Raw genomic sequence first — 15,811 nt, 5'->3', positions numbered from 1 at the left:
AAAGACAAGAACGTTTTCGAGCGAGTGCGGATGCGGAGCAGGAGTGGGGGGGGGGGGGGACGGCCCCCGAGAGAGGGGGGGGGGAGGAGGGGGGGGGGGGGGACGGCCCTGGGGGGGGGGGGGGGGGGGGGGGGGGGGGGGAGGGGGGGGGGGGGGGGCCCCCCCCCCCCCCCCCCCCCCGCGCCGCCGTACGAAGGTCCGCGGGTGTCAGGCCCCGCGGACCTCCGCGATCGTCACCGGCCGGTGCTCGTGCAGGGACAGCGTGCAGGCGTCGGCGATCCAGCCGGCCTCCAGGGCGTCCTCGACCGTGCACGGGGAGGGCCGGGTGCCGGCCACGACCTCGGTGAACGCGGTGAGCTCGGCGCGGTAGGCCGCGGTGAACCGGTCCATGAAGAAGTCGTGCGGGGTGCCCGCGGGGAAGGTCACGCCGGGCTCCACCGAGCGCAGCGGGAGCTTGTCCTCCAGGCCGACGGCGATCGAGTCGGCGAAGCCGTGCAGCTCCATGCGGACGTCGTAGCCCCGGGCGTTGTGGCGGGAGTTGGAGACCACCGCGATGGTGCCGTCGTCGAGGGTGAGGATCGCGCCGGTGGTGTCGGCGTCTCCGGCCTCCTTGATGTACTCGGCGCCCCGGTTGCTGCCGACCGCGTACACCTCGGTGACCTCACGGCCGGTGACCCAGCGGATGATGTCGAAGTCGTGCACGGAGCAGTCCCGGAAGATCCCGCCGGACGCGGCGATGTAGGCGGCCGGGGGCGGGGCCGGGTCCAGGGTGGTGGAGCGCACGGTGTGCAGCTTGCCGAGCTCGCCCGCCTGCACGGCGGCCCGCGCGGCGACGAAGCCCGCGTCGAAGCGGCGGTTGTAGCCGATCTGGATCGGCACCCCCCTGCCCTGGACGGCCGTGAGGACCTCGACGCCCTCCGCCATCGTCCTCGCGACCGGCTTCTCGCAGAAGACCGGCACACCGGCCTCGACACCGGCCAGGATCAGGGCCGGATGGGCGTCGGTGGCGGCGGCCACGACGATGCCGTCCACGCCGGCCGCCAGCAGCGCCTCGGGCGAGTCGACGACCTCGGCACCGAACTTCTCCGCGGCGGCCTTGGCCGCGTCCGCGAACGGGTCGGTGAAGACGAGCGACTCGACGACGTCGAGCCCGGAGAGAGTCTCGGCATGAAAAGCACCGATACGGCCGAGACCGAGGATTCCGATACGCATTGTGTATTGCTCCTTGATGTTGATGGAGGGGCCGTCGGCAGGCGCCCCGTAAGGGGCGCTGGGGGTACCCCCGGCCGAAGGTCGGGGGAGGCACTGCGCGACCGGCCACGACGGCGCCGCACACGGCACACGGCCTGTCGGCTTCAGCTCTCCCGCCGTACCGCGGCGTGCCGCAACGCGTCCCGCAGTACCCTCGGCGCCCATCCCTCCCGCAGCGCCCGCCGCACGAGGTCCGCCTGCGAGGGCGGGGCCGTGCCGTCGACGGGCTGATCGCTGTCGAGGTTGGTCGGGAACGGGTAACCCTCGGCGCTCGCGGCGATGACGTGCTCCAGCCAGGCCTCGCCCGCCCCCTCCGACCGGCGCCGGCGCAGCACCGGGTAGACCGCGTTGGCCACCGCCTCCCGGTCCACGCTCTCCATGGCCCGCCCGAACGCGGAGGACACCTGGAGCAGGTTGGCCATCCGGCGCACGTCGAGGGTCCGGTTGGTGCCGGCCGCGTGGAACACCGCCGGGTTGAAGAACACCGCGTCGCCCTTCGCGAGCGGCAGCTGCACATGGCGGGCCCTGAAATACTCCTGGAACTCCGGCCGCCGCCAGGCCAGGTAGCCGGGCTCGTAGGTCTGCGAGTACGGCAGGTACATCGTCGGCCCCGACTCCACCGGCATGTCGCAGTGCGCGACCGCGCCCTGGAGGGTGAGCACGGGGGAGAGGCGGTGCACATGGGCCGGATAGGCCTGCGCCTGTTCGTCGGAGAGGAAACCCAGGTGGTAGTCGCGGTGCGCGGTCTGTGCCGCGCCGCCCGGGTTGACCACGTTGACCTGCGAGGTGATCTGGTAGCCGGGGCCCAGCCAGGCCCGGGATGCCAGGGCCACGACGTCGTTGGCGTAGTAGTCGGCGAACGCCTCCGGGTCGTAGAGCGCCGCCTTCTCCAGGGCGTTCCACACCCGTTCGTTGGCCCCGGGCGTCGCGAAGTGGTCGCCGGCCCCCGCGCCGGACTCGTGCTGCTCCGAGATGAGCGCCTCGAACACCGCGGTGGCCCGGTCGACCACCGCCGGGTCGGGGAACGCGCCCCTGAAGACGACGACGCCGGGGCCGTCGGCCAGGGCGCGCACGAGTTCGGTCCGCACCTCGTGGCTCGCGTCGGCGGAGCGCAGCCGCTCGCTGTCGTAGACGAGGACGTTCTCCTCGACGGCCGAGGCGTACGGGTAGGCGGCCGGGTCGGTGGTCCGCTCGACCAGGGCACGGAAGGTGTCCAGGTCGCAGTCCTGCTGCGAGAGCCAGGGACGGCCCTGTTCGGCGGCGAGGGACATCGATGTCCTGCTTTCGGTCACGGCCGTGGTCCCGGCCACGGCGGGGCTCTGCCATTCTTGTCAGCACAAACCCCTCGAACAACCAGCAGCGACCCGTCAAAAACCCCTCAAGGAGGCAGCCCGTGGGCCACCCCTTCCCCATCCGTGAGATCGCCCGGCAGGCAGGTCTCAGCGAGGCCACCGTGGACCGGGTCCTGAACGGCAGGGGCGGCGTCCGGGAGAGCACCGCCCGCGAGGTGGAGCGGGCCATCGCCGATCTGGACCGGCAGCGCACCCAGGTCCGGCTGGTGGGCCGCACCTTCATGGTCGACATCGTGATGCAGGCGCCCGAGCGGTTCACCACGGCCGTGCGGGGCGCGCTGGAGGCCGAGCTGCCGGCCCTGCACCCGGCGGTGGTGCGCTCCCGGTTCCATTTCCGGGAGACCGGCCCCGTCGCGGAACTGGTGCGGACGCTGGACCGGATAGCCCGCCGCGGCTCGCAGGGCGTGATCCTCAAGGCACCGGACGTCCCCGAGATCACCGCCGCCGTCGGGCGGCTCAGGTCGGCGGACATCCCGGTCGTCACCCTCGTCACCGACCTGCCCGCCAGCGGCCGGCTGGCCTACGTCGGCAGCGACAACCGGGCCGCCGGCGCCACCGCCGCCTACCTGATGGGCCAGTGGCTCGGCGACCGGCCGGGCAACGTCCTCACCAGCCTGAGCAGCGGCTTCTTCCGCAACGAGGAGGAGCGTGAGATGGGCTTCCGCAGCGCCATGCGGGCCCGGCACCCCGACCGCACCCTGGTGGAGATCGCCGAGGGACAGGGACTGGACGCCACCCAGTACGACCTGGTCCGCGCCGCCCTGGAGCGCGATCCGGAGATCCGCGCCGTCTACTCGATCGGCGGCGGCAACATCGCCACCCTGCGCGCCTTCGCCGACCTGGACCGCGAGTGCGCCGTGTTCATCGCCCACGACCTCGACCACGACAACACCCGGCTGCTGCGCGAGCACCGGCTGTCCGCCGTCCTCCACCACGACCTGCGCCAGGACATGCGCGAGGCCTGCCACCTGGTGATGCGCGCCCAGGGGGCGCTGCCCCCGGCCGGCCCGACCCTGCCGTCGGCGATCCAGGTGGTCACGCCCTACAACATGCCTGCGGCCACGAACCGCTGAGCGCGCTCACGACGCGCCGGCCCTGCTCACAGACTGATCGCGTACGCCTTGCGCAGCGTCTCGTGCACCGTCCAGGTGGTGCGGTCGCCCGCACGCAGGACGGCCATGTCGCCGGGGCCCACGGTGAACGTCGCCCCGCCCTCGACCTCGACGGTCGCCGAGCCGCTGACCACCACGAACAGCTCGTCGGCCTCGGTGTCGGTGACCACCCCCGGGGTGATCTGCCAGATCCCGCGGAGCTGCCTGCCGTCGGCCGACTCCCAGACCACCTTGCCGGTGACCTCGGGCGTGCCGGAGACGATCTGTGCCGGGTCGAGCGGGTCGGGTTCGAGTTCGGCGTCGGGGATGTGCAGGGCGAAGCTGTGCGTCGTCATACGGCGACCCTAGCGAGCCCACCGGTGTCCCGGGCGTGGACAGGATGTGCGGCATCCGGCCTGGTGGGAGGACACTTCGTCGGGCCGGCGCCCGGTGGCGGCCGGGTCCGGCCCGGGTGATCGTGGAGGACATGGCTGACTCCACGGCGGCCGGGCCGCAGCCGCGCGCGCACGACACCCGCGAGGCCGTCCTGTTCGGCGGGGTCTACGGCTCCGTGCTGGCCTGCTCGATGGTGGCCGCGCTCACCCAGTACGGGCACACCTCCGCCGCCAGCCGCCGCTACGACGCCCTCTGGCTCCTGGTCACCGCCTGCGCCTCCGCCCTGGCCCACGGCTACGCCCACTACATCGCCGAGCGGGCCCCGCACCAGCGCTGGGACGCGCTGCACACCCTGGCCGACGAATGGCCGCTGGTCACCGCCGTCCTGCCCACGGTCTTCCTGCTCGCGGGCGCCGGCTGGGGCTGGTGGCCGCCGAAGGGCGTCGAGTACCCGGCGTTCGTCCTGAACATCGTCATCCTGTTCGGCCTCGGCCTCGTCACCGCCCGCTGGTCGCACCGGAGTTGGCCGGCCTCCGTGCTGATCGGCGCGCTGGACGCGCTGCTCGGGGTGATCGTGGTGGTGGCCAACGCGCTCATCAAGTAGACGCGGCCGGACGCGCGCGTGGAGACCGTTCATTGAACGGTGAACGGGATTACGATCACTCAAGGTCACTGTTCCTCCGGGCAAGGAGCCGGCATGACAACCGACGACGCCGTCACGGCGGAGGCCGTCGACAGCCTCCGGGGCACCGACGACCCCCGGCTGCGCGAACTGCTCACCGCGCTCGTCCGCCATCTGCACGCCTTCACCCGCGAGACCCGGCTGACCCGGCGCGAGTGGGAGGCGGCGATCGCGTTCCTCACCGAGGCCGGGCAGACCTGCACGGACACCCGGCAGGAGTTCATCCTGCTCTCCGACGTCCTGGGCCTGTCGATGCTGGTCGAGACGGTCAACGGGCACAGCGACCCCGGCAGCACCGAGGCGACCGTCCTCGGCCCCTTCCACATGACCGAGTCCCCGGTCCGGGAACTCGGCGCCGACATCGACCTGGTGGGAGGCGGTGAACCCTGCGTGGTCAGCGGCGTCGTCCGCTCCGCCGACGGCACCCCGCTGCCGGGCGCGGTCCTGGACGTGTGGCAGGCCGACCCGCACGGCTTCTACGACGTGCAGCAGCCCGACGTCCAGCCACCGGGCAACGGCCGCGGCCTGTTCACCGCCGACGGCGAGGGCCGCTTCCGGTTCCGCACCTGTGTGCCGAGCGCCTACCCGATCCCGGCCGACGGCCCGGTGGGCGCCCTCCTGAAGGCCACCGGCCGGCACCCCTACCGCCCCGCCCACATCCACTTCATCGTCTCGGCCGCGGGGCACGCCCCGGTCACCACGCACATCTTCGTCGCCGGCGGGGAGTACCTGGACTCCGACGCGGTGTTCGCCGTCAAGGAGAGCCTCGTCAAGGACTTCACCCCGACCGACGACCCCGCCCTGGCCGCTGAGTACGGCGTGCCGAACCCGTTCCGGCACGCCCGCTTCGACCTCGTCCTGGAGCGCTCGTGACCCCCATGGACTTCGTGTACGAGACCCGCCCCTCCCGCGTGGTGTTCCGGCCCGGGGCCGCATTCACCGCACCGGCACAGGAGGCCCGGCACCTCGGTCTGCGGCGGCTCCTCGTGTCAGCGGCGAGCGGGGCGCGGCGACGGCGCGGGCGGTCGCCGACTCGCTCGGGGACGCCTGCGCCGGCCTCCACACGGGTGCCCGGATGCACGTCCCCGTGGAGGTCGCCGACCGGGGGGTCGAGGCGGCCCGGGCCGCGGGCGCCGACGGCTGCGTGGCCGTCGGCGGCGGCTCGGCCATCGGCCTCGGCAAGGCCGTCGCGCTGCGCACCGGACTCCCGCTGATCGCCGTGCCCTCCACCTACGCGGGCTCCGAGATGACCCCGGTCTGGGGCCTGACCGAGCACGGCGTCAAACGCACCGGCCGCGACCCCGTCGTGCTGCCCCGCAGCGTCGTCTACGACCCCGGGCTCACCCTCTCCCTGCCCGTCCCGCTCTCGGTGGTGAGCGGGATCAACGCCGTCGCCCACGCCGTCGAGGCGCTGTACGCCCCTGACGGCTCGCCGCTCGTCGCGCTCATGGCCGAGGAGGGCGTGCGGGCGCTGGCCGGCGCGCTGCCGGAGATCGCCGCGGCCCCGGACGCCGTACCGGCCCGCTCCCGCGCCCTGTACGGCGCCTGGCTGTGCGGGGCCTGCCTGGGCGCCACCACCATGGGCCTGCACCACAAGCTGTGCCATGTCCTCGGCGGCACCTTCGGCCTGCCGCACGCCGAGACCCACACCGTCGTCCTGCCCTACGCCCTCGCCTTCAACGCGGCCGCCGCCCCGGACGCGGCCGCCGCCGTCGCCCGGGCCCTCGGCGCGGACGACGCCCCGGCGGCCCTCAGGGAACTCGCGGCCCGTCTGGGCGCACCCCGCTCCCTGGCCGAACTTGGCCTGGGGGAAGCGGACTTGGCGGTGGCCGCCGCCCAGGTCGCCGGGCAGCCGTACGCCAACCCGAGGCCGGTCACGACCGACGACGCGCTCACCGTGCTGCGGGCGGCGTACGAGGGCGGCGCCCCGGCCCTGGCGTGACGGCGGCTCCTCGTAGCCGGAGCCGGAGGCGGCGGTCAGCCGCGGCTGCTCGTGGACATCGGCGGAGCGGACGCGTCGGCCTGGCGCAGTTCGGCGAGGAGGACGTTCTGCCCGTCGAGGAGTTCGGTGAGGATACGGCGGGCCGCGCGCAGGAGTTCGGCGACGTCCCCGCCGGCCAGTGCGTAGCGGACGGTGGAGCCCTCCCGGGTGGAGACCACGATGCCGGAGCGGCGCAGCACGGCCAGTTGCTGGGAGAGGCTGGACGGTTCGATCTCGATGTCGGCGAGCAGGTCCCGTACCGGAACGGGCCCGTGCTGGAGAAGTTCCAGGACCCTGATCCGTACCGGGTGCCCGAGCATGCGGAAGAAGTCCGCCTTGGCCTGGTAGAGGGGGACTTGCATGACCGCTCGCTCTCTGCCGGGACGGGTGGGGGCGCCGAGGTGCGGCGGCGCCTTGCGACACCGCCGCACTGGCCCTGTGCGGCCGATCCTTGCCGTCCGGGGCCGTGCGCAGACATGAGTTGGGATCATGCTGATGTGGTCACTTGAAGAAGTCTTCACATCATGGGCGCACGAAGTCCCGGAACCCGGGGAACCGCTAGACCTCGAGTTCTTCCTCGACCCGCTTCAGCTGGTGACGGGCCATGGCGAGGTTCGAGCGCCCCTTGTCGAGCACCAGATAGAGGAACAGGCCGTTCCCGCTGCGGCCGGTGATCAGACGGATGAGGTGGTACTGCTTCTCCAGTGTGATCAGGATGTCCTCGATCCGGCTCTTGAGGCCCAGCTCGCCCATCGTGCGCACCTTGGCCCGGATGACATCCGTGTTCCCGGCCGCCGCGACGGTCAGATCGAGGTCCTTGCCCCCGCCCAGTGTCCCCAGGGCCATGCCGCTGGTGTAGTCCACGACCGCGGCACCCAGCGCCCCCTCCACCCCGGCCATCATTTCCTTCAGCGACACTTCCACGCTCGCCATACTGGCGCCTCCCCTTCGCATGCGGATGGCGACGGACCAGCGACCGCCGGCCCGCCCGATGCAGGGACCGTAGGTCGGCGGAAGCGGCGCCGGGACGGCGTTCTCCGGGTCTGACGCATGCTGGCCGATCAGATGCGCCGCCAGATCGTTTGAGCCACGGAAACTGGTTCGACGAGGGACGAAGTTGACTCTGCGCCCCGTGCGGCTGTTGCCGCAACGGCGCATACGGGACGCGCGAGTTGGGCAGAGGTGCCACGGTGAGAGCCGAGACGGTCCGCGTTCGGTCCGGGTCCCGGATTCGGGGACGGGTGGGCGCGAGGTCCGGTGCGGACGACCCGATCGGGGCCGTCCTCGGCGTGCGCTCGTGCCGGCAGAGGTGTGAAGATCACTTCGCGGGCGCCGTCGTCCGGCTGCCCCACCGCCGCCGACCGGTGCCCGACCGACAGGAATCCGCCGAACGGGCCGCGAAAGCAGGCCAGTTGGCCGGGCCGGGGCGCTTCCGGTTTTCCGACGGTACCGGTGGCCGGAGAACTCCCGTCTTCGCAGGTCACGCGGAACATCGCCGGTCGCCCGGGTACCCGTGGTCAGTCGCATGTCCGTTGACCCGTCTTCAAATAGCGAGCACAAATTCCACACGACCCTCTCTTCAGACGGACGCAGATGGTCTAGATTGACCGTGCTTCGCATGCTGGGACACGGGGCGACAAATGATGATCTATGGGTCAGGCGATACGTGCGGCCGGTGGCCGTGTGCGTGCCGCCGGACTCGGGGGTGATCAACTCCTGGGAACCGGGAGGGACTTCGGGTGCGGGGAGCACTCGCGGTTCCGACGGGTTCCCCTGCGCCTCGCAAGCCCGGCAGGGCAGGCGGGTCCGCCGCGGCACGGGCGGGTCGTACAGGCAGCGCTGAAGAAGCCGGGATGTCAGACGCGGAGGGCGGGGGCCGTCCGTCGGAGGAACAGCGCGGCGCGGGGAGCCGGGGGGCCTCCCGGGGGCGGAAGCGTACGGGAGGCGGGGGCCTCCCGGGGGGAGGAACGGTGTCAGGGCACCATGTCGAACCACTGGGAACCGGGGGGTTTCTGTGCGGCAGGGGGGACTAGTCGGCCCGTTTCCGCAGGCGCGCGAGCGTCTTGCGGACGGGGGAAGCAACAGGCCGGCGCTCGAATGGGAACAGCGGTACCGGCGTACCGTGATCATCAGCGACACCGTCGCCACCGCCATCGTGGTGGCGGGCATCGGAGAGTTCTTCGGGGGCCGGGACGCGGCCAACTGGCATGAGAAATGGGGGATTCTCGCGTTCGGCACCGAACTGCTGGTGCTGTCCGCGCTCGTGGTCGGCCGCTCGTGGGCGCCGGCCGTGCTCGGCCAGGGCGCCGAGGAATTCCGCCGGCTCGGACGCTCGCTGTTCGCGGCGACCGTCGTCCTGGCGCTCGGCGGGATCGCCCTCACCTCACGCAACATCAAACTCTGGATCTTCGTCGCGATCCCCGCGATCGGGCTCGTCACCATGACCGCGCGCTACCTGCTCCGCCTCGATCTGCACAGACGGCGCAAGGACGGCCGGTGCCTGAGACCGGTGCTCGCCGCCGGGAGCCCGGCCACCGTGCGCGACCTGATCACCCGGACCCGCAAGTTCCCGCACATCGGCTGGCGGGTGGCGGCGGTGTGCACGACGGACGGGCGCGGACTCGACGGTGACGAACTGGACGGCGTGCCGGTGGTCGGCGGACTGGCGGACGTCGCCAAGCACGTCCGCCACGACGGCTACCGCGTCGTCGCGGTCACCCCGGACCCGCACTGGACGCCGGACCGGCTGCAGCGGCTGGCCTGGAACCTCGAAGGCAGCGACGCCGAAATGGTCGTGGCCCCCGTGCTGATGGAGGTGGCCGGCCCGCGGCTGCACGTCGACGCGGTGCTCGGGATCCCGCTGCTGCGGGTCAGCCTGCCGACCTTCACCGGGGGCCGCCGGGCCATCAAGGAAGTCGTCGACCGGGTGGGCGCGGCGGTCCTGCTGATGCTGTTCGCGCCGCTGATGGCCTTCGTCGCCCTGCTCGTGCTGGCCGACAGCCGGGGCGGGGCCTTCTACCGCCAGCGCCGGGTCGGCAAGGACGGCCGGGAGTTCACGATTCTCAAGTTCCGCACCATGGTCGTCGGCGCGCACCGGGCCCGCGCCGAACTCGCCGACCGCGACGAGGGCGCGGGACTGCTGTTCAAGGTCCGCCGGGACCCGCGGGTGACCCGGGTCGGAGCCGTGCTGCGCCGGTACTCGATCGACGAACTCCCGCAGCTCTTCAACGTGCTCACCGGAGCGATGTCACTCGTCGGCCCGCGCCCCCCGCTGCCGGAGGAGTGCGCCGCGTACGACCCGGACATCCGGCGGCGGCTGCTGGTCAAGCCCGGGCTCACCGGCCTGTGGCAGATCAGCGGACGCAGCGACCTGCCATGGGAGGAGGCGGTCCGCCTCGACCTGCGGTACGTGGAGGACTGGTCGCTCGCCCTCGACACGGTGATCTTGTGGAAGACGATGCGTGCCGTGCTCCACGGGCAGGGGGCCTACTGATGCGCGGGGGATCGCGTCCGGCCGACGTGCGGACCGCAGGCCACCAGGGCCTGCGTGGGGGGAGGGACGAGTCATGAGAGTCAGCGTTTTCGGGCTCGGCTACGTGGGCTGCGTATCAGCCGCGTGCCTGGCCAGCATGGGCCACGAGGTCATCGGGGTGGACGTCAACCAGGTGAAGGTCGACCTGGTCAACGACGGCAAGGCGCCGGTGGTGGAGGAACGTATCGGCGAACTCCTCGCCGAGGTCGTGCGGACCGGGGCCCTGCGTGCCACCGGCGACGTCCGCGAGGCGATCATGAACAGCGAGGTGTCGCTGGTCTGCGTGGGCACCCCGTCGGAGCCCAACGGCAGCCTGTGCACCACGTACCTGGAGCGGGTCACCGAGCAGATCGGCGTCGCGCTCGCCGAGCGTGGCGGGCGGCAGACCGTCGTCTTCCGCAGCACCATGCTGCCGGGCACCTGCCTGAACCTGCTGGTGCCGATCCTGGAGAAGAACACCGGCGGCACCGCCGGGGTGGACTTCGGGGTCGCGGTCAACCCGGAGTTCCTGCGCGAGGGCACGAGCGTGCGGGACTTCTTCGACCCGCCCAAGACCGTCGTCGGCGAACTCGACCCGGCCAGCGGCGACGCGGTCCTCGAGCTGTACCAGGGCCTGCCCGGCGAGGTGTTCCGGGTGCCGGTGCCTACGGCCGAGGCGATCAAGTACGCGGACAACGCGTTCCACGGCCTCAAGATCGGCTTCGCCAACGAGCTGGGCGCGGTCTGCCAGGCGCTCGGGGTGGACTCGCACCAGGTGATGGACGTGTTCCTGGCCGACCGCAAGCTGAACATCAGCCCCGCCTACCTGCGCCCCGGCTTCGCCTTCGGCGGCTCCTGCCTGCCCAAGGACCTGCGCAGCCTGGTCCACGCGGCCCGGCGGGCCGACGTATCGGTACCCATCCTCGCCCACGTGCTGACCTCCAACTCCGACCACCTGCAGCGCGCGGTGGACCTGGTCGAGCGCACCGGGAAGCGCCGGGTGGGGATGTTCGGGCTGTCCTTCAAGCCCGGCACCGACGACCTGCGCGAGAGCCCGCTCGTCGAGCTGGCGGAGCGGCTCTTCGGCAAGGGCTACGACATCAGGATCTACGACGCCAACGTGAGCCTGTCCCGGCTGATCGGCGCGAACCGCGAGTACATCGAGACCCGGCTGCCGCACCTCGCGCAGCTGCTCGCGGACTCCGTCGAGGAGGTGCTCGACCACGCCGAGGTGTGCCTGGTCGGCACCAGGGAGCCCGCCGTGACGGCGGCGCTGCCGCACGGCGAAGGCCCCGTGATCGTCGACCTCGTCCGCCTTCCCGACGCCGAGACGCGCCGGACCGAACCGGGATACATGGGCCTTGCCTGGTAAAGCGACAGGCGGCGCCGGCCCCGGCCGGCGCGCGCTGATCCTCGTGGAGAACCTGTCGGTGCCGTTCGACCGGCGGGTGTGGCAGGAGTGCACGACGCTGCGCGACGCGGGCTGGACGGTGCACGTCATCTGTCCGCAGGGCAGCAAGCGCGACACCGAGCCGGAGGCCGTGATCGACGGGGTGCGGATCCACCGCTACCCGCTGCGCGCCGCCACCGGAGGGCCGGCCGGCTACCTGAAGGAGTACGGGTCGGCGCTCTGGCACACGGCCCGGCTGGCCCGCAGGGTCGGCCCGGTCGACGTCGTCCACGCCTGCAACCCGCCCGACCTGCTGTTCCTGCCCGCGCTGTGGCTCAAACGGCGCGGCGCACGGTTCGTCTTCGACCAGCACGACCTGGTACCCGAGCTGTACCTCTCCCGGTTCGGCCGCGGCAAGGACCTGCTCTACCGGGCCGTCTGCGCACTGGAACGGCGGACCTACCGGGCCGCGGACATCGTCCTCGCCACCAACGAGAGCTACCGCGACGTCGCGATACGCCGCGGCGGCCGGCGCCCCGAGGACGTCTTCGTGGTGCGCAGCGCACCCGCCGTCGAGCGGTTCCAGCCGGTGCCGCCCGAGCCGGAGCTGAAACGCGGCAAGCCTCATCTGCTCTGCTACCTGGGCGTCATGGGCCCCCAGGACGGCGTGGACTACGCCCTGCGGGCCCTCGCGAAGCTCCGCGACGACCTCGGACGGACCGACTGGCACGCGGTGTTCGTCGGCTCCGGCGACGCCTTCGACGCGATGGTGGAGCTGTCCCGGCGGCTCGGGCTCGACGACCAGGTGCAGTTCACCGGACGCATCCCGGACGCCGATCTGGTGCGCTACCTCTCCACCGCGGACGTCTGTCTCTCTCCCGACCCGTGCAACCCGCTCAACGACGTGTCGACCATGAACAAGGTCCTGGAGTACATGGCGATGGGCCGGCCGATCGTCTCGTTCGACCTGAAGGAAGCCCGCGTCTCCGCCGGGGAGGCCGCCGTCTACGCGGCCGCCGACGACGAGAGCGAGTTCGCCGCGCTCGTCGCGAAGCTCCTCGACGACCCGGACCAGCGGGCCCGGATGGGCAGGATCGGCCAGGAGCGGGTCAGCGGGCCGCTCTCCTGGCGCAACTCGCAAGCGTCGCTGCTTGCTGCCTACACCGCCGCCTGCCGTGACCACCCCCCGGTGCCGGCGGCCGATCAGGTTCGAACAAGAAAGAAGAGGCAGCGCAGTTGAGCGAGGAATCGATACGTCTGGTCACCATCGGGCGGATGTTCCGCCGGCGCTGGCGGTTTCTCGCCGTCATCGCCGCTGTGGGCGCGCTCGTCGGCTACGGCGCCTCGGTGGTGTTCCCGCCGCGGTACACGACGTCGGCGTCGGTCCTGCTGCCGGGACAGTGGGAGGAGCGCGAGCTGCTGACCCAGGTGGACATCGCGACCAGTTCGACGGTGGTCGACCGCGCGGCCGCCGCACTGAACTGGCGGGACGTCAGCGACGCCGACCTGCGGGACCGGGTGACCGCCTCGGCCGCCGACGGGAACATCATCAAGATCTCCGGCACGGCCGACACCCCGGAGCGCGCGCAGCAGCTCTCCGACCAGGTGGCCGCGCAGTTCGTCAAGTTCGCCGCACGGGTGGCGGGCGGCGGCACCGACTCCCCGGCGGCCACCGAGGCCGAGGCGCTGCGCAAGCAGGTCGAGGAGACCAACCGGCGCATCACCGAGCTGGCCGACGCGTCCGATCCGGGGCAGACCGTCGAGGGGGTGCAGGCCCGGACCGAGCTGGAGAAGCTGAGCACCTCGCTGGAGGAGGCCATGACCAAGCTGGACGAGGCCGACCCGGCGTCCAACAAGGCCGGCATGGTCGTCATGGGCCCGGCGGCCCGGCCGACCGGCGAGGCGCCCCCGACGCGCGTGCAGTTCATCGGCGCGGGGGCGCTGCTGTTCTTCCTGCTCGCGGTCGTCGGCCACCTCGCCGCCGCCCGGACGAACCGCCGGCTGCGCACCGAACCGGAACTCACCGCGGCGCTGGGCGCGGCACTCCTCGGCACCGTGGAGGTGCCCGCCTCGGGGCGCGGCGCGGACTGTGCCGAAGACGGCGCCCGGCGCGGCTGGATCCGCCGCCTTCTCGGGACCCACACCCGGTGGGACCTGCCGACCCCGCCGAGGTCCGACGACGAGGCCGCCAGGCGGATCCGCTACCGCCGGGTCTGCACCCGCCTCCGGGAGCAACTGCCCGCTCCCCGGCAGCTGCTGGTGGTCGTACCGGACGGCGACGGTCTCGCCCGCCGCGCCGCAGGACAGCTCGCCGCCGAGGCCAAGAGCGATCCGCAGCTGCGGATCGTGGAGGTCTGCGTGGACCGGCCGATCGTGCCGGACCGCGACACCGAGTCCGGCGCGCTGGTCGTCCTCAGCGCCGGCAACTGGACCGCGGAGGAACTCGCCGGCATCGCCGAGGCATGCGCGGACGGCCGGCACGAGGTCCTCGGCGTCGTCGTCGCCGACCCCGTCCGCGCCCGTGATACCCGGCCCGCCGGCCACCCCCCGGACGACGCCACCCTCGCCCTCGCGGTGCGCGGCCAGGCCACAGGAGGTTCAGCGTGACGACCAGCACCACAGCGGAGTCGTCGGCCGCCACTCCGCTTCTCGACCTGCAGGCCCTGGTGGTGGCGGTGCGCAGGCGCCGCCGCCTCTGGTACGCCACGGCGTTCCTCGGCCTGGTGGCGGGCTCCGGGCTGGCGGTCGCCCTGCCGCCGGCGCCGACCGCGGTGACCGAGGTGCTGGTCGCGCACGAAGCGGACCAGCCGAACGACACCGGAACACTGATCCGCACCGACGTCCAGCTGCTGCAGACCACGCAGATCGCCGACAAGGCCCTGCGGTCCCTCAAGTCCACCGCGAAACCGGAGGACTTCCTGAAGGACTACCGGGGCACCGGCCTGACCAACAACCTGCTGCAGATCACCGTGACCGGCGACACCGACGCCCAGGCGGTGGCCCGCGCCAAGGCACTGGCCGACGCGTTCGTCGCGGACCACGTGCAGCGGATGCAGCGGACCGCGCAGGCCGAGTCCCAGGCCCTGCTCGACCAGCGCGACCGCATGCGGGACGAACTCGCCCAGGTCAACAAGGAGATCGGCAACCAGTCGGCGGACAGCGACCCGAAGGCGTCGGCGACCCTCGAATCGCTCTTCGCCCGCCGCGCCGAACTCAACTCGCGCATCTCCGACTTCGACGAACGCGCCGCGGACGCGCGGACCGGCGCACCCCAGGTCGTCGCCGGCACGCAGATCGTGGACACCCCCCGCGCGCTGCACCACTCCGTGCCCAAGGCCGTCGCCACCGACGGCGTGATCGGCCTCGTCCTCGGACTCTTCCTAGGGCTCGCGGGGGCCGCGGTCGGCACGGTGGTGGCGGACCGCCCCGTGCTGCGCCGGGACATCGCGGCGAACCTGGGCGCCTCGGTCGTCGCGGAGCTGCCCCGGCGGCCGGGCAGGCCCTGGCAGCGCCGCCGGACCCGGCTGGCCCGCGAACGGCTCGCCGCCTCCCTGGCCCGCACCCTGCGCGGCTCCACGGAACCGGTGTCGCTGCTGGAACTGGGCTGCGCGCGCGCCACCGGCGTGCTCGCCCTGGACCTCGCCAGGAACCTGGCGGCGGAGGGGCCGGTGACCGTCGTCGACGCCCTGCCCCGCCAGCAGCTGGGCGGCCGCCGCCAGAAGCCGGGCGACCCGACCGTGGTCGGCGCCGAACACGCCGCGGCCGTTCCTGCCCAGGAGCGCACGATCGGCGTCGGCTCGGTGGCGCCGGGCACGGCGTGGACCGACCTGCAGTACCTCGGCACCCGGACCGTGCTCGTGGTGCGGGCCGGACACGGCAGCGCCGCCTGGCTGCACACCGTGGCCCGGCAACTCGCGGACCAGCACATCCCGGTGATCGGCGTGGTGCTGATCGACCCCGATCCGCGGGACCGGACCGACGGCACCCTGTGGGACGGGCTGCAGACCGCGCTGCGCGGCCGGAGCGAGCGCCCGGCCCAGCAGGCGGGTGGGGGCACCTCCCACGCCGTTCAGGCAGTGGGGGAGGGCCGGCGGCGGGCGGAGCGGCAGCCGGTGTGGGCCGTCCGCGGCCCGGACAACGACCAGGAGGCGCGGTAG

The 15,811-nt window shown here is 72.8% G+C and carries 13 protein-coding genes and 1 pseudogene; 9 read left to right on the top strand and 5 right to left on the bottom strand.

Features of this window, described 5'->3' with window-relative positions; translation table 11 throughout:
* Positions 1-207 precede the first annotated feature (207 nt).
* Together ACZ63F_RS25745 and ACZ63F_RS25740 are read right to left on the bottom strand one after the other, a co-directional pair.
* The gene (locus ACZ63F_RS25745) at positions 208-1,212 is read right to left on the bottom strand and encodes a Gfo/Idh/MocA family protein (protein WP_469713964.1); all 1,005 of its coding nucleotides are present in this window, start codon (positions 1,210-1,212) and stop codon (positions 208-210) included.
* A gap of 143 nt (positions 1,213-1,355) precedes the next feature.
* Complete coding sequence (locus tag ACZ63F_RS25740; RefSeq protein WP_469713994.1) at positions 1,356-2,522, bottom strand: phytanoyl-CoA dioxygenase family protein; 1,167 nt, start codon at positions 2,520-2,522, stop codon at positions 1,356-1,358.
* A 122-nt stretch (positions 2,523-2,644) separates the two neighbouring features.
* On the opposite strand from ACZ63F_RS25740, the gene ACZ63F_RS25735 reads away from it, so the two are divergent.
* Entirely contained in the window at positions 2,645-3,676 is a 1,032-nt protein-coding gene (locus ACZ63F_RS25735) for a LacI family DNA-binding transcriptional regulator (protein ID WP_351956020.1), read from the top strand.
* 26 nt (positions 3,677-3,702) lie between these two features.
* On the opposite strand, the gene ACZ63F_RS25730 is transcribed toward ACZ63F_RS25735, so the two are convergent.
* On the bottom strand, positions 3,703-4,050 hold the full coding sequence (locus tag ACZ63F_RS25730) for a cupin domain-containing protein (RefSeq protein ID WP_469713961.1): 348 nt from the start codon (positions 4,048-4,050) through the stop codon (positions 3,703-3,705).
* Positions 4,051-4,181: 131 nt separating this feature from the next.
* Here ACZ63F_RS25730 and ACZ63F_RS25725 point away from each other — a divergent pair, with 131 nt between their 5' ends.
* The 3 genes and pseudogenes from ACZ63F_RS25725 (at position 4,182) to ACZ63F_RS25715 (ending at position 6,714) form a co-directional block, all read left to right on the top strand.
* Positions 4,182-4,694 carry a hypothetical protein gene (locus ACZ63F_RS25725; protein ID WP_469713959.1) on the top strand — a complete coding sequence of 171 codons (513 nt, stop codon included), beginning with the start codon at positions 4,182-4,184 and terminating at the stop codon, positions 4,692-4,694.
* 93 nt (positions 4,695-4,787) lie between these two features.
* Positions 4,788-5,645 carry a dioxygenase family protein gene (locus ACZ63F_RS25720; protein ID WP_469713958.1) on the top strand — a complete coding sequence of 286 codons (858 nt, stop codon included), beginning with the start codon at positions 4,788-4,790 and terminating at the stop codon, positions 5,643-5,645.
* A gap of 5 nt (positions 5,646-5,650) precedes the next feature.
* A pseudogene (locus ACZ63F_RS25715) lies at positions 5,651-6,714 on the top strand (maleylacetate reductase).
* Between the two features lie 35 nt (positions 6,715-6,749).
* On the opposite strand, the gene ACZ63F_RS25710 reads toward ACZ63F_RS25715, so the two are convergent.
* Both ACZ63F_RS25710 and ACZ63F_RS25705 read right to left on the bottom strand, forming a co-directional pair.
* Positions 6,750-7,115 carry an ArsR/SmtB family transcription factor gene (locus ACZ63F_RS25710; protein WP_093497714.1) on the bottom strand — a complete coding sequence of 122 codons (366 nt, stop codon included), beginning with the start codon at positions 7,113-7,115 and terminating at the stop codon, positions 6,750-6,752.
* Positions 7,116-7,311: 196 nt separating this feature from the next.
* Entirely contained in the window at positions 7,312-7,686 is a 375-nt protein-coding gene (locus ACZ63F_RS25705) for a roadblock/LC7 domain-containing protein (RefSeq protein ID WP_351485866.1), read from the bottom strand.
* A gap of 1,081 nt (positions 7,687-8,767) precedes the next feature.
* Between ACZ63F_RS25705 and ACZ63F_RS25700 the strand changes: the two genes are divergently transcribed.
* The 5 genes from ACZ63F_RS25700 to ACZ63F_RS25680 all read left to right on the top strand — a co-directional run bounded on the left by ACZ63F_RS25700 (position 8,768) and on the right by ACZ63F_RS25680 (position 15,811).
* Positions 8,768-10,246, top strand: a complete 1,479-nt coding sequence (locus ACZ63F_RS25700) for a sugar transferase (RefSeq protein ID WP_469713955.1) — start codon at positions 8,768-8,770, stop codon at positions 10,244-10,246.
* Between the two features lie 73 nt (positions 10,247-10,319).
* Positions 10,320-11,636: a nucleotide sugar dehydrogenase gene (locus ACZ63F_RS25695; RefSeq protein ID WP_469713953.1), complete on the top strand. Its 1,317-nt coding sequence runs from the start codon at positions 10,320-10,322 to the stop codon at positions 11,634-11,636.
* Positions 11,626-12,894, top strand: a complete 1,269-nt coding sequence (locus tag ACZ63F_RS25690) for a glycosyltransferase family 4 protein (protein ID WP_469713951.1) — start codon at positions 11,626-11,628, stop codon at positions 12,892-12,894. The genes ACZ63F_RS25695 and ACZ63F_RS25690 overlap by 11 nt, the downstream gene beginning before the upstream one ends.
* Positions 12,891-14,261, top strand: coding sequence for a Wzz/FepE/Etk N-terminal domain-containing protein (locus ACZ63F_RS25685; protein WP_469713950.1), 1,371 nt, complete (start codon positions 12,891-12,893; stop codon positions 14,259-14,261). Before ACZ63F_RS25690 ends, ACZ63F_RS25685 begins: the two co-directional genes overlap by 4 nt.
* Positions 14,258-15,811, top strand: coding sequence for a Wzz/FepE/Etk N-terminal domain-containing protein (locus tag ACZ63F_RS25680; protein WP_469713949.1), 1,554 nt, complete (start codon positions 14,258-14,260; stop codon positions 15,809-15,811). The genes ACZ63F_RS25685 and ACZ63F_RS25680 overlap by 4 nt, the downstream gene beginning before the upstream one ends.

The sequence above is a fragment of the Streptomyces sp. NPDC104761 genome, from assembly GCF_055583445.1.
The sequence above is the reverse complement of the archived record's forward strand: the minus strand, read 5'-3'. Positions and strand labels throughout refer to the sequence as shown.

Bases quoted from the DNA above. Each gene is read 5' to 3' on its own strand.
- ACZ63F_RS25745 (WP_469713964.1), bottom strand. From the start codon at position 1,212: ATGCGTATCGGAATCCTCGGTCTCGGCCGTATCGGTGCTTTTCATGCC.
- ACZ63F_RS25740 (WP_469713994.1), bottom strand. From the start codon at position 2,522: ATGTCCCTCGCCGCCGAACAGGGCCGTCCCTGGCTCTCGCAGCAGGAC.
- ACZ63F_RS25730 (WP_469713961.1), bottom strand. From the start codon at position 4,050: ATGACGACGCACAGCTTCGCCCTGCACATCCCCGACGCCGAACTCGAA.
- ACZ63F_RS25725 (WP_469713959.1), top strand. From the start codon at position 4,182: ATGGCTGACTCCACGGCGGCCGGGCCGCAGCCGCGCGCGCACGACACC.
- ACZ63F_RS25720 (WP_469713958.1), top strand. From the start codon at position 4,788: ATGACAACCGACGACGCCGTCACGGCGGAGGCCGTCGACAGCCTCCGG.
- ACZ63F_RS25710 (WP_093497714.1), bottom strand. From the start codon at position 7,115: ATGCAAGTCCCCCTCTACCAGGCCAAGGCGGACTTCTTCCGCATGCTC.
- ACZ63F_RS25705 (WP_351485866.1), bottom strand. From the start codon at position 7,686: ATGGCGAGCGTGGAAGTGTCGCTGAAGGAAATGATGGCCGGGGTGGAG.
- ACZ63F_RS25695 (WP_469713953.1), top strand. From the start codon at position 10,320: ATGAGAGTCAGCGTTTTCGGGCTCGGCTACGTGGGCTGCGTATCAGCC.